General features: G+C 62.9%; 11 protein-coding genes and 1 pseudogene. 5 read left to right on the top strand and 7 right to left on the bottom strand.

Annotated elements, in window-relative coordinates:
• Positions 1-12 precede the first annotated feature (12 nt).
• The 4 genes from ACZY1I_RS14750 (at position 13) to ACZY1I_RS14765 (ending at position 3,446) form a co-directional block, all read left to right on the top strand.
• Entirely contained in the window at positions 13-1,179 is a 1,167-nt protein-coding gene (locus tag ACZY1I_RS14750; protein WP_463755201.1) for an acyl-CoA dehydrogenase family protein, read from the top strand.
• Positions 1,176-1,682, top strand: a complete 507-nt coding sequence (locus ACZY1I_RS14755; protein ID WP_463755202.1) for a MaoC family dehydratase — start codon at positions 1,176-1,178, stop codon at positions 1,680-1,682. Before ACZY1I_RS14750 ends, ACZY1I_RS14755 begins: the two co-directional genes overlap by 4 nt.
• Positions 1,679-2,500: an HpcH/HpaI aldolase/citrate lyase family protein gene (locus ACZY1I_RS14760; RefSeq protein ID WP_463755203.1), complete on the top strand. Its 822-nt coding sequence runs from the start codon at positions 1,679-1,681 to the stop codon at positions 2,498-2,500. Before ACZY1I_RS14755 ends, ACZY1I_RS14760 begins: the two co-directional genes overlap by 4 nt.
• Positions 2,501-2,573: 73 nt before the next feature.
• Positions 2,574-3,446, top strand: coding sequence for an adenylate/guanylate cyclase domain-containing protein (locus ACZY1I_RS14765; RefSeq protein ID WP_463755205.1), 873 nt, complete (start codon positions 2,574-2,576; stop codon positions 3,444-3,446).
• 6 nt (positions 3,447-3,452) lie between these two features.
• On the opposite strand, the gene ACZY1I_RS14770 is transcribed toward ACZY1I_RS14765, so the two are convergent.
• The gene (locus tag ACZY1I_RS14770; protein WP_463755206.1) at positions 3,453-4,661 is read right to left on the bottom strand and encodes a PucR family transcriptional regulator; all 1,209 of its coding nucleotides are present in this window, start codon (positions 4,659-4,661) and stop codon (positions 3,453-3,455) included.
• A gap of 132 nt (positions 4,662-4,793) precedes the next feature.
• On the opposite strand from ACZY1I_RS14770, the gene ACZY1I_RS14775 reads away from it, so the two are divergent.
• A complete protein-coding gene (locus ACZY1I_RS14775) occupies positions 4,794-6,311 on the top strand; it encodes a flavin-containing monooxygenase (protein ID WP_463755207.1) in 1,518 nt (505 codons plus the stop codon).
• A gap of 33 nt (positions 6,312-6,344) precedes the next feature.
• Here the strand turns inward: ACZY1I_RS14775 and ACZY1I_RS14780 are convergent.
• From ACZY1I_RS14780 to ACZY1I_RS14805, 6 genes and pseudogenes are all read right to left on the bottom strand, one after another.
• Positions 6,345-6,467: pseudogene (locus ACZY1I_RS14780) on the bottom strand (SIP domain-containing protein); the annotation flags it as partial.
• The gene (locus tag ACZY1I_RS14785) at positions 6,457-6,813 is read right to left on the bottom strand and encodes a hypothetical protein (RefSeq protein ID WP_463755208.1); all 357 of its coding nucleotides are present in this window, start codon (positions 6,811-6,813) and stop codon (positions 6,457-6,459) included. The gene ACZY1I_RS14785 and the pseudogene ACZY1I_RS14780, both read right to left, overlap by 11 nt.
• 233 nt (positions 6,814-7,046) lie before the next feature.
• Positions 7,047-7,853: an alpha/beta hydrolase gene (locus ACZY1I_RS14790; protein ID WP_463755209.1), complete on the bottom strand. Its 807-nt coding sequence runs from the start codon at positions 7,851-7,853 to the stop codon at positions 7,047-7,049.
• Positions 7,854-8,250: 397 nt separating this feature from the next.
• Complete coding sequence (locus ACZY1I_RS14795) at positions 8,251-9,222, bottom strand: helix-turn-helix domain-containing protein (RefSeq protein ID WP_463755210.1); 972 nt, start codon at positions 9,220-9,222, stop codon at positions 8,251-8,253.
• Between the two features lie 298 nt (positions 9,223-9,520).
• Positions 9,521-10,387 (bottom strand): GAF and ANTAR domain-containing protein, encoded by an 867-nt coding sequence (locus ACZY1I_RS14800; RefSeq protein WP_463755211.1) that lies wholly within the window; start codon positions 10,385-10,387, stop codon positions 9,521-9,523.
• Between the two features lie 832 nt (positions 10,388-11,219).
• Entirely contained in the window at positions 11,220-12,344 is a 1,125-nt protein-coding gene (locus ACZY1I_RS14805; RefSeq protein ID WP_463755212.1) for a fatty acid desaturase family protein, read from the bottom strand.
• Positions 12,345-12,722 lie beyond the last annotated feature (378 nt).

Consider the following 12,722-nt stretch of genomic DNA (forward strand, 5'->3'; position numbering starts at 1 on the left):
GACTAACCGATCATGACGACAACGATTCCGGCAGGAACATTGCCCAAGGAATACGAAGAACTCCGCGATACGGTGGCCGACTTTGCGCGCACCGTTGTTGCGCCGGTGTCGGCCAAACACGATGAAGAGCACAGCTTTCCGTACGAGGTCATCAAGAAGATGGGCGAGATGGGGCTGTTCGGGTTGCCGTTCCCGGAGGAGTACGGCGGCATGGGCGGTGACTACTTCGCGTTGGCACTGGCACTCGAGGAACTGGGCAAGGTCGACCAGTCCGTGGCTATCACGCTGGAGGCCGGAGTCGGCCTGGGCGCCATGCCGATCTACCGGTTCGGCAACGAGGAGCAGAAGGAGAAATGGCTGCCGGACCTGACCGCCGGCCGTGCCCTCGCCGGTTTCGGGCTCACCGAACCGGGTGCCGGTTCGGATGCCGGCGGGACCCGGACCACCGCCCGCCTCGAGGGTGATGAATGGATCATCAACGGCAACAAGCAATTCATCACCAACACCGGAACCGACATCAGCTCATTGGTCACCGTCACCGCGGTCACCGGCACTCTCGCGGACGGCAAGAAAGAGATCTCGACGATCATCGTGCCCAACGGCACCCCGGGCTACACGGTGGAGCCGACCTACAACAAGGTCGGCTGGAACGCGTCGGACACCCACCCGCTGTCCTTCGACGACGCCCGGGTCCCGGCGGAGAATCTGCTCGGCACCCAGGGCAAGGGCTACGCCAACTTCCTGTCCATCCTCGATGAGGGCCGGATCGCGATCGCTGCCGTCGCCACCGGGGTGGCGCAGGGCTGCGTCGACGAAAGCGTGAAGTACGCCAAGGAACGGGAATCGTTCGGGCGGCCGATCGGCTCCTACCAGGCGATCAGTTTCAAAATCGCACGCATGGAAGCGCGGGCGCATGCCGCGCGTACCGCCTACTACGATGCCGCGGCAAAGATGTTGGCGGGCAAGCCTTTCAAGAAGGAGGCGGCGATCGCGAAGATAATCTCCTCGGAAGCGGCGATGGACAACGCCCGCGACGCCACCCAAGTCCACGGCGGCTACGGATTCATGAACGAGTACCTGGTGGCCCGTCACTACCGCGACAGCAAGATCCTCGAAATCGGTGAGGGAACCACCGAGGTGCAGCTGATGTTGATCGCGCGATCGTTGGGGCTGTCATGACGGTGCCGAACCAAGAGGGCAAGTCGATTGTCCAGCGCGGCTTGTGGTTTGAGGAATTCGAAGAGGGGACGACTTATCTGCACCGCCCCGGCCGCACTGTCACCGAGGCCGACAATGTCTTCTTCACCACGCTGACCATGAACACGCAGTCGCTGCATCTGGATGCGGCGTGGGCCGCAGAGCAGCCGGGCTTTCGTGGTGAGCGGCTGGTGAATTCGATGTTCACCCTGTCCACGTTGGTGGGGCTGTCGGTGGCGCAGCTGACGCTGGGCACCATCGTCGCGAATCTCGGCTTCTCCGAAGTGTCGTTTCCCAAACCGGTCTTTCACGGCGACACCCTCTACGCCGAGACGGTGTGCACCGGCAAGCGGGAGTCCAAGAGTCGTCCCGGCGAGGGCATCGTCACCCTGGAGCACACCGGGCGCAATCAGCACGGTGACGTTGTCGCGCGTGCGGTGCGCACGACGCTGGTACAGAAGCGACCGAGTGAGGAGTCCGAATGAGCCTGCGTGACGCGGGCCCGGCATGGCTGTTCTGCCCGGCCGACCGGCCCGAGCGCTTCGCGAAGGCCGCGGCGGCCGCCGATGTGGTGATTCTCGACCTCGAAGACGGGGTGGCGGCCTCGGACCGGCCCGCCGCCCGCGTCGCGTTGCGCGACACTCCGCTGGACCCTGCGCGCACCGTCGTCCGGATCAACGCCGCCGGCACCGAAGACCAGGCCCGTGACTTGGAGGCCTTGGCCGACACCGCCTATACGACGCTGATGCTGTCCAAGACCGAATCGGCAGCCCAGGTGACCGCGTTGGCGCCGCGTGACGTCATCGCGTTGATCGAAACCCCGCGCGGCGCGGTGTTCGCCGTCGAAATCGCCGCCGCCGAGCCCACCGTGGCGCTGATGTGGGGCGCCGAGGACCTGGTCGCCACCCTTGGTGGCACCTCCAGTCGGTGGCCGGACGGCAGCTACCGCGATGTCGCCCGCCACGTGCGGTCGACCGCGCTGCTAGCGGCGTCCACCTTCGGCCGGATGGCGCTCGACTCCGTGCATTTGGACATCCGCGACTTGGAGGGCCTGGAAGCCGAGGCGGTTGACGGTGTCGCGGTCGGCTTCGACGCGACCGTCTGCATCCATCCGACTCAGGTGGCGGTGGTACGGAAGGCATACCGGCCCAGCGACGAAAGGCTTGACTGGGCACGCCGGGTGTTGCAGGCGGCGAAGACCGAGCGGGGCGTGTTCGCGTTCGAAGGACAGATGGTCGACTCGCCCGTGTTGCGGCACGCAGAAGCGGCGTTACGCAGGGCCGGAGCGGCTGTTCCGGACTGATGGAGCGATCGGCCCGGCTGATCGACCATAATCAACGGGTGATTTCTTTCGTTTTGCGGCCGAGGGTCAGCACATGAGCGCGGCGGTCTGGTGGGCAATCGTTGCCCTCATCGAGTTCGGCGGCCTCGTGACGTTGGGAATCCTTCTCCTCGTGGCGCGACGGCAACTCAACGGGGCGCGCAAGAACTTGCGCCGGAGCTTGAGGAAGAAGAAGCGCGTGAGTCGCGTGGGCCAGGACGCGACTGTGCCTATTGTTCGACGGTCGCCCCCTCCGGGGCTTGCCCCACTTGCGATCAGGACCGTTTGGCACACGGCCGACTCGCTGATCAACAAAGGAATCGGCGCCACGGCGCGCAATGCCTTCGAGGACCTTGCGGGCTGGGCCAAGATAGAGCGTCCCGATCTCGCCAAAATTACGGCGGACGGCAATGTGGTGATCGCCTTCTCCGACATCGAACGGTCAACAGAACTCAACGAGCAACTCGGCGACGCGGGCTTCGTGAAGCTTCTCGAGCGGCACAACAAACTGATCTATAAGGCCGTCAACGATCATGGCGGGCACGTGGTCAAAACCCAGGGTGACGGTTTCATGATCGCGTTCGCGGATCCGATGGAGGCGGTGCGCTGGAGTCTGGATGTGCAAGAGGCGCTTCGGTCAGACCCGGACCGCTGGGCACACATCCGGGTGCGCATCGGACTTCACATGGGTGACTCGGTGCGGCGCGGAGACGACTTGTTCGGGCGCAATGTCGCGATGGCCGCGCGGGTGGCGGCACTGGCCAGCGGAGGAGAGATCCTGATCAGTGAGTCGGTGCGTGCAGCGATCTCGGGGGCCCGCGACATCGTGCTCGGCACACCTCGCGAGGTTGAACTCAAGGGTCTCAAGGGCAGCCATGAGATCTACCCGGTAGTCGTCGCGGCGCCCGCTCTGACGACTGACGAGTGATTGTGACTATTTTCCGCGCCAGCGCAGCACGTTCAACGCGACAGCGACGTTGACACTGCATTCGGCCAGCGGCCGCGGCAGCAGCTCATCGGCCCGCGCCAGCCGCCGCAGCAGTGTGTTGCGATGTGTGTAAAGCCGCGCTGCCGCGCGGGAAGCATTGCACTGCTCGTCGACAAAGACTCTGACGATCTCGTGTAATTCGCTGCCCGCTGCTTCGAGGTCGCCGAGAGTGCGACGCACGAATTCGGCGGCGCGGTCGGTGTCGGCGGTGATCATCGCGACGAGTTCGACGTCGGCGAAATGCGCAACGCGTTGCGGTGATTGCAAACGCGCCATCATCTGCTGAGTGGTGATGGCCTCGAAGTGGCTGCGGCGGAATCCGTCGATCCCGTCGGCGCAGGGCCCGACCGCGACTCGGATGTCCGGCGTCGCCTCAATCGAATCGCGCAGCGCGCCCAGGTCGATCGATCGGCCGGGCACCCAGACCCAGCGGGTGGCCGTGCTGGCGAAAATGGTCAGTGGCCGGACTTTGGCCGCATGGCCGAGCGCCTCGGCGGCCGCATCCAGGCGGGCCATGTCCGCGGCTGGGTCGTCGCACCAGATCACGGCAGCGATGTGGGGTCCGGTCAAGGCATATCCTAGTCGCGACTCGGCCCGCTTTCGGGTAATGGGCGCGCCGTCCAGGATTAGTGCGACGGTCTCGAGCCGGTCCGCGTGGCTCCCGCCGGTGAGGTCGTCGCGCTCCTGGTCGATCTGCTCAGCGATCCCCGCCAAGGTGCCGTCGATGAATGCACTGATCGAGCGTGAGCACACATCGAGCAGCTCATGGAGCTCGGCGGGATCCGAAGTCAGGCTGAAGGCGATCTCCATCAACCGGCGCCAGGCGACTGCTTCGCCGATCCGATACGCGTCGAGGGTGAAGGCAGTGAGCCCGCGCCGGGCCACTTCGCGGGCGATGTTCATCGGCTCCGGTCCGGTGTTCGGGGGCACCGGCGCCCCGGGATCGCGCACATTGGCCGTGCCCCAGAAGTACATGTTCGCCCTGTTGCTCCGGCCGACCGCCGCGGCAAGTTCCGGGTCGGCGGCGAGCGTGGGGCTGGCCGCGAGAACCTCCGCATCGAGTTCTTCGAGCCATTCGCCCCGAGGATTGACAGAGATCTGCGCGCACTGCCGAATCAACTCTCTGACCGGCTCAGATGGGCGTTTCCAGGCCACCTGGCCAGCGTAAGTCGCTGGTGCAAATTGCACCAGAGGTTGACGAATTTGGGCATATCTCACCTTGGTTAGGGCGCCAGGGATCGCGACTATGGATACAACGCAGTTCCACCACCGTCAGGAGTCACGACCATGTCCCGCACCTCCACCGCCGTAGGTACCGACCTCGACCACGTCGACGTCCTGATTGTCGGAGCCGGCATCTCCGGAATCGGCGCCGCCTACTACCTGCAGAGCGAGCACCCGGGCCGCAGCTACACGATCTTGGAGGCGCGCGGCGCCACCGGCGGCACCTGGGACCTGTTCCGCTACCCCGGAATTCGTTCCGACTCAGACCTGCACACCTTCGGCTACGAGTTCAAGCCCTGGCGCGACGACCACGCCATCGCCACCGCCGACAAAATCCTGGCCTACCTGCGCGAGACGGCCGCCGAGAACGGTATCGACGGCAACATTCGGTTCCACCACAAGGTGCACGGCGCCGCGTGGTCGAGCGCCGACGCGCGCTGGGTTGTTGACGTGGAGCGCACGGACACCGGGGAGCGCGGGCAGATCAGCGCGAACTGGCTGTTCTGCGCCGGTGGCTACTACCGCTACGACGAGGGCTACACGCCGCACTTCGAGGGTCGCGAGCGCTTCACCGGACAGATCGTGCACCCGCAGCACTGGCCCGAAAACCTGGACTACGCCGGCAAGAAGGTCGTCATCATCGGCAGTGGCGCCACCGCGGTGACCCTGGTGCCCTCAATGGCTGGGACCGCCGGTCATGTGACCATGCTGCAGCGTTCGCCGACCTACATCATGCCGGTGCCGTCGAAGGACGCCTTCGCCAATACGGCGAAGAAACTGTTCGGCGACAAGCTGGGCTACGCGCTGGCCCGCCGCAAGAACATCGGCCAGCAGCGCGCCGTCTATCAGTTCTGCCAGAAGTACCCGGCGCTGGCCAAGCGGATCATCCGCAGCGTCAACGCCAAGCGGTTGCCTGAGGGGTATCCGGTCGACGAGCACTTCAGCCCGGCCTATAACCCGTGGGACCAACGGCTGTGCGCGGTGCCCGACTCCGACCTGTTCAAGGCGATCAGCAACGGCAGCGCATCGGTGGTCACCGACCGGATCGCCACGTTCACCGAGACCGGGATCAAGCTCGAGTCGGGTCGCGAACTGGACGCCGACATCATCGTCACCGCAACCGGTTTGAACATGCAGGCCTTCGGCGGCATGGCACTCACGGTGGACGGCGAACCGGTCAACCTGCCCGAAACCGTCGCGTATAAGGGGATGATGTTGTCCGGCGTGCCGAACTTCGCCTACGCGATCGGCTACACGAATTCATCCTGGACGCTCAAGGTCGGCCTGCTTTGTGAACACTTCTGCCGGCTGCTGGCGCACATGGACGATGCCGGCTACGACACCGCGGTGCCCGTGCTCGACGACCCGGACATGGAAACCCGACCGCTGATGGACTTCTCGGCCGGCTATGTCCAGCGTGCGGTCAGCCAGTTGCCCCGACAGGGTGCAGGCCAGCCGTGGCTGACCTCGATGAGCTACCACGCCGACGTGGAGTTGCTGCGCAACAACGGCGTGGTCGATCCCGCCCTGCGGTTGGCGCGCTCTATTGACGTACGTATCCGCGAATCAGTCCCAGCCTGAACGCAACTCACTCCGGCCCGGTTGCATCGGCAGTTATTCCATGCCGGTGCGGCCGGGCGTCCAGAACGGTTTGGTGCGGATTTGGCGCCGATCCCAGCCGAACTCGGTGATCAGAATTTTTCGCAGCGTTTGGATTGTGCGATCTTCACCAGCCAGTACTGATGAGTTCACCGCCGCCGCCGTCACGCAGCGCCACCGCCAGGTAGATGGTGGAAATGCCGAACGACGTGCCGAACTCCACGATGCGTTTCGCCTGCCTGGCTCGCGCGCAGATATAGAGAAAGCGCCCAGACTCGGCCGAGACGTTCAGGAAGTCGGCCGCATACCCGGGATATAGGCCTTTGTAATCGGTTGCCTCTCTGGCCAGTAGCTCGGCGATTGCTTCACCGCGGCTGTCTAACTCCGCGCTGAGCCGTGCCTCGAGGGCCCCGTCGGCGACTTGCGCTTCATCGAACAAGCGGGCCAGCACGTCGGCTACCGGTGCAGAGGTGAGGGTGTCCATGGTGCGTCTCCTCGCCCTAGTCGTAGTTAGGGTTGCCTAATCTAATGAGACGCTACTGCGGTGTCAGGGGGATTTCAAGGGATCGGTCAGCCACCTAGTGCGGAGCTGCGACACTGCGCGGACCGAGTTGGGACTGCGCTGAGGGTGACGTTTACTCGTAAAATCGCACCCTCAGCGCAGAATGAATGCCGTAAAAGCAGCACGACCGACCACCGGCGTGGCGAGCTTTGCGATCAAAAGCCTTTGGCGTTCAACCATTGGAGAACGACGTCGGCGACCTGCTTCCAGCCGTTGTCGAGTGTCAAGGAGTGACCTCGTCCCTCAAAGACATGAAAGTCGGTTTCTGCCAAACCTTTTGAATACATGCCAACTACTTCTTTGGTGACTTTGAGGGGAATTACGTGGTCCTTGGTGCCCGAGGTCAGCAGTAACGGGCCACGATCGGCGATGCGGGTGTCGACTTTGGCCGGCGAGCGGCGGGCGAAGTTGGCGCTTGCGGCCTCAAAGAGCGGCCGGCCGGCGCCTGGGATGGACCAAGCTTCATACAGCGCGTTGGATTCGTCTTCGGTCAGGGCGTTGCCGAAGGCGAAGCGGAATTGTTTGGCGGTCAACGAGACTGTACGGCGCCGGTTGGCGGGGTTGCTGAGTACAGGGAACGCAGAACGCAATTGCGCCAGTGGCAGCGCCTTGACTCCTTTGATGGCGGCGGGGTCGATCGCGACGGCCGCTGCGGCGTGCCCGTCGGCGAGCAATTGCTGGGCGATCAGCCCGCCGAAGGAGTGTCCGACGATGATTGGTTTCGTACCACGAGTGCCGATGATCTTGGCGTAGTGGTCGACCATCTCCGCGATGCCGACACCGTTCATTCCGTCCGGGTTGTCCCGTGTCTTGGCCACTGTCGTTCGCTCACCCGGCCAGCCGGGTGCCGATGCGCTGTATCCATTGCTTTCGAAGAGTTCAAGCCAGGGTTGCCAGGCGGTCGAGTGAATCCATAGTCCGTGGATGAAGAGGACGGGAACGGGCTTGGTCGGCGATGTCATGAGGTGTCTCCTTAATTTGTGCCAGCGGATGGCTCGTGGGAAGGTTTGCGGCTAAGTCGGTTTGGACCACTCACGACGAGCGGTCGGGTCTTCATCACGACGCTAGAACGGTTTTGGCACAGCGGGCCCGACGACGAACAGCTCCGGCACGCCATGCACATGTCCCGGCACGCGATGACGCAGTTGTGCCTCCGCAACAGCTAGCACTTCGGGCAGTTCCGGAGCCGGTTCGAAGGCGTCGTTCCCCCATGATCTGCCCGGTCGTTGGATTTGCGGCAACTTTCGCAGGAGATGTGGCCGTGGCATCCACCGTAAATCGGTTAAGGCCCAATGCCTCTGGGCGGAGACCGATGTGGCACACGACGCACACCTAATGGGCACGCCACAACGCGCGCACCTACGAAGCGGCCGTCGCTCTGCGGCGGTTCATCTCACGCCACTCGCGGGGCGAGGTGCCGAACTCGGCTCGGAACATCCGCGCGAAACTGGAGGCGTCGGTGAAACCCCACCGGCGGGCCACCGCGGAGATGGAATCACCAAATCCATTTGACGCAAGCTCTTTCCGACATTCCTCAAGACGTCGCTCCCGGATCCAATCCCCGAGCGAAATGCCCCCGTCAGCCAGGATCCGATATAGCTGCCGCACCGAAATGTGGTGCTCCGCCGCGATGCGGCCCGCACTGAGGTCCGGTTCGCGCAGATGGCTGCGGACATACTCCATGATTCGCACAACCTGCGTGACGTGCAGTGCCTCGCTGCCCAGTTCAGCGGAGTCGAGATGGGTCGTGATCACCGCTCGGAGCAACTCGATGCTGGGCTGACTTACCACCGCTCCGCCCGGTCGGTCGTACATCCCTGGTCGCGCCGCAAGCCGACGAAAATAAGCGGCAGCGAGATCCGCGATCGGATGCCCGGGGGCAAGTTTGACTGCACATACCTGCCGAACGACATCGGGCGGCAGCGCGAGCCGATCCAGTGGGATGCGGAACTTGTGCTGTCGGATTCCGTCGCCGTCAGAGATCACCCAGGGCGTCATCGACTCATACACGACAAGATCATTGGGCCGTAGCAGGACTTGCCGGCCGTGCTGGGCTACCACGCAGGATCCCGCCATCTGCAGACCCAGGGAAATGCTGGGCCGGTAGTCATCGTGCGTCAGTGCGGCGGTCCGGCGCACTTCAACCGCGGTCGAGGTCACCGAGAGAATTGTCAGGTCGCCTAAGTCGGTCACCGCCCCCCGCGCCGCGGCGGGGCCGTGGTCAGCCGAGAAATCCATCTCGACCGGGAGAAAAGACTCGGAGATCGTCGTGCGGACCGCCTCGGCGCGGTCAGCATGACGGGTCCGCAGTACATCGAATGTCGTAGTCATCTGCACGCTCTATCGCTGTTTAGTCGGACCTCAGCTGACAACGCAAGGCCGCCAGGTATGTCGATAGTGGTCTACCGCATGCCGGGAAGCCCTGAGCTTGGGAAGGACTATACCAGCTGAGTATAGTCAACTATGTCTAGCTGTTTTTGGGTCGGTAGCGATGATCGTGGCGGAGATCGTTCGCGCTCTCGCTACCAATCTCTTCGGCCGATGGAGAAACACGTGGCTTCTGGTGCCGAATCCCGCCAACTTGGCGGGTGCACGGCACACCCGCCACGAGAGGCTCGCGACAACTTGCCTACCCCTCGAGGTCTCCCTCAGGCACTTGTTCAACGACGTTTTCCTGCAATGCTTCTGAGTTCTCGCGGCGGGCGATCTCAGCACGCTGCACCGCGTCGTCGACAAACCGCTGTGCGATAACTGCAAGTTTGACATTCGCCAACGAACTGCTCCGCCGCAGCTCGTTGAAAGCGTCCTCGGCGGTCCCTCCGATGGTGCCGCGGATAAGGCCGATCGCCTGATCGATAGTCTTCCGGCTAACCAGTGCCGCTTGCAGTTGCCGGGCTCGTTCTTGTGCATCGATGAGCAACTGTGAGTTGTACACCGACACGGCTGCGGGTCCGGCGAACTTGGAGCCCAAGTCCACCGCGTGCTGCCCGAAGACGTCGAAATCATAGGCGTAGCAGTTGATCGAGCCCACTACCTGATCCTGGATCAACAACGGCAGCGACAGCGTGGAGTTAACTCCCATGTCCGCGACGCGGGACCCGAAACGCGGCCATCGCGGATCCTGGCCTATGGAGCCACTGACCACCGGGCGCCGGGTCTGCATGCTCGCTATGCGGGGACCGTCGTTGAGCGCTTCGTATTGCAGAATGTCGATCTCGCGGACGAACGGTGCGGTGACCGCCCATGTCCGAACCTTCAGCTTTCCGTGCGAAACCTGGAGCGCGGTCACGCCCACCCCGTCCACACCGGGAATTGCGTGTGCGGCGAACGTCGCCACTTCTGTGAGTAGCTGGTCGACGCTGAGTGCGCCGCCCACAAGCGCGGCAAGCTCGCTCAAGCTGGCCTGTAGGTCGTGCTCATCGGACTCGATCTGCTCCGGGGTGGGTTCGGGATTGTTCAGCCCGAAGCGGTTGGCTTGCCCCTCATACCGTGTCACGGCGCTTGGCCAAAATCTCGAGTCCCACCCGGCGTGCGCATCCCTCTACTCCTCATAATCACTAATCGAAGAGGATAGCCACTATGCGTCATCGGAAACAGTGCCTGAAGGTGCTCTCAGGAACGCAAAATCAAACCGCACCCGCCGTTACTGCTGCCCGGCTTGCGCTCACGCGCCACTTTCGTTTCTGGCGGCCTCTGCTTTCGAACGATTTTCTCCGGCATAACGCCGGTGTTTCGCGGCGGCGTCCCTATGCAGGTCGCCGCTGGTACCAGGGTTTGCGTCATCGGCCCACTGATGGCCTTGCGCCACCTGCTCATTCAGTTGCGCCGCTCGGTCACCCGCGCTCGCGCGGTCGTGGGCTGAAGTATCCATGTAATTGGATAGCCCGGCAGTCGCGCCCCAAACAACGGCGGCAGAGCACAGTTCGCAGACTCAAGGGTTTCCGGTCACATCTAGGTCACGCCCAGAGGATGGCCGTTCTATGTGCCCTTGAACTGCAAGGACTCTAGCGCGCGATCGTGGGATTGAACCTACTGGACAGAGGGATGGAGTGCTGACATCTAGTCGCTCTTGCAGTCGCGTGGGCAGTGACGCACGCGCCGTCGACGGCCTTTCATGACGAATGAAGAAGCGGCCCAGGTTCTTCTCGGAACCATAGTGTCGGTGACAGGACCGGAAGTGACACGTACAACCTGTGATCCTCAACAGCGTGATATCTAGGTCGCGGCGTCGAATCACCCTCGATAGCAGAAGATCTGGCTGACTGATCAACGCGCGCTATGGACAGCAATGCTTTGCGACGCAAACAGCAACGGCCTCCACCATTTGCTCAGCTGCCCAGTAGGGCGAACGCACGATTTTTAGGCGCGCCGATCGTGGTGCTCGGTAAGCGGTCAGGAAGCGCCAGTTTGTGGATGGTGCGCAACGTCTGTAGGTACTGGCCCAACAGGGGACCGGTGGTGTAGGGCAGGTCGTATGTCTCGCACAACGCTTGCACCCGGGTGGCGATCTGAGCGTAACGGTTGCTGGGCAGGTCGGGGAAAAGGTGGTGCTCAATCTGATAACACAGGTTTCCACTCGAAAACGCCAGCAGCGGGCCGGCATCAAAGTTCGCGGTACCCAGCATTTGGCGCAAATACCAGTGAGCTTTGGTTTCTTGCTCGAGTACCTCTGCCGTGAATTTCTCTGTGCCGTCAGGGAAGTGGCCGCAGAAGATCACCACGTATGCCCACAGATTGCGCATCACGTTTGCGGCGACGTTCGCGCCCAGCGTCCGGCGCCACCGAGAGCGGCTTAGGGCGGGATAGATCAGGTAGTCCTTCGCAAGCTGTCGACCGATTTTTTTGAAGACCGCCCGTGATTGCGGGTTCTTGGCCTGTGCTGTCGAGGCGCGGTCCTGCACGGCGTGAAAGCCATGGCGGGCGATACCCCATTCGAACCCGACCGCCAACAACAGGTTTCGTAGTGGCTGCAGCAGATGGTGCCGCTGCCATGGTTGATCCGGGGTGATCCGCATGATGCCGAAGCCGAGGTCATCGTCCATATCTAGGATGTTGGTGAATACGTGATGGCGGTAGTTATGGGAGTACCTCCACTGCGACGACAGTCCGGCCATGTCCCATTCCCAGGTGTTGGAGTGGATTTCAGGGTCGTTCATCCAATCCCATTGCCCGTGGCCGACATTGTGGCCAATCTCCATGTTTTCCACGCTCTTTGCGAACGCCAGTGCTGCAGTGCCCGCGAGCCAGCCCGTCTTGGAGTGGCTAGTAGCGACCAGCAGGCGCGCACTGGCCTCCAGGACGCGTTGGAACGCGATGGTGCGTCGAATATAGGTCGCGTCTTGCGCGCCAAGGGATTCTTCGACGTCACGGCGGATTTTATCGAGTTCAGCGCCGAGTGACTCGATGTCGGTGTCGCTCAGGTGCGCATACTGCGCGACGTCGGTAATGGCCATGGATGTCCTCACTCGATTCAGCCATGGTCAAAAGACTTGGCTGGCAACGAAAGTCAAATGGTGGGGGACGGTTCCACGCTTTCTGAGAACCTGAACATTGTGGGGACCAACGAAGTTATGGCTAAGCTTCGGACCCACTCTTTGGCGCGGCACTGCGCTAACCGATCCGCTGGATGGAATACCCGGCGCCGTTCAGAGGAAACGCTGTTGTTCAGCCAACGGTTGCGGTCACGCCCTCGTTTGATAGCTCAGACGTCTGGGAATGCTGACAAGGCTGAATGAACAGCCGGCCTGGGGCTGGTGTCGCCGTCTCTCGTCGGCCCGCGGCGCCATGCGAATGACGCGCCGCCCAAACAAGCACCCTGGCTAAAGTCCTAT

The sequence above is a fragment of the Mycobacterium sp. IDUB_37 genome, from assembly GCF_055419245.1.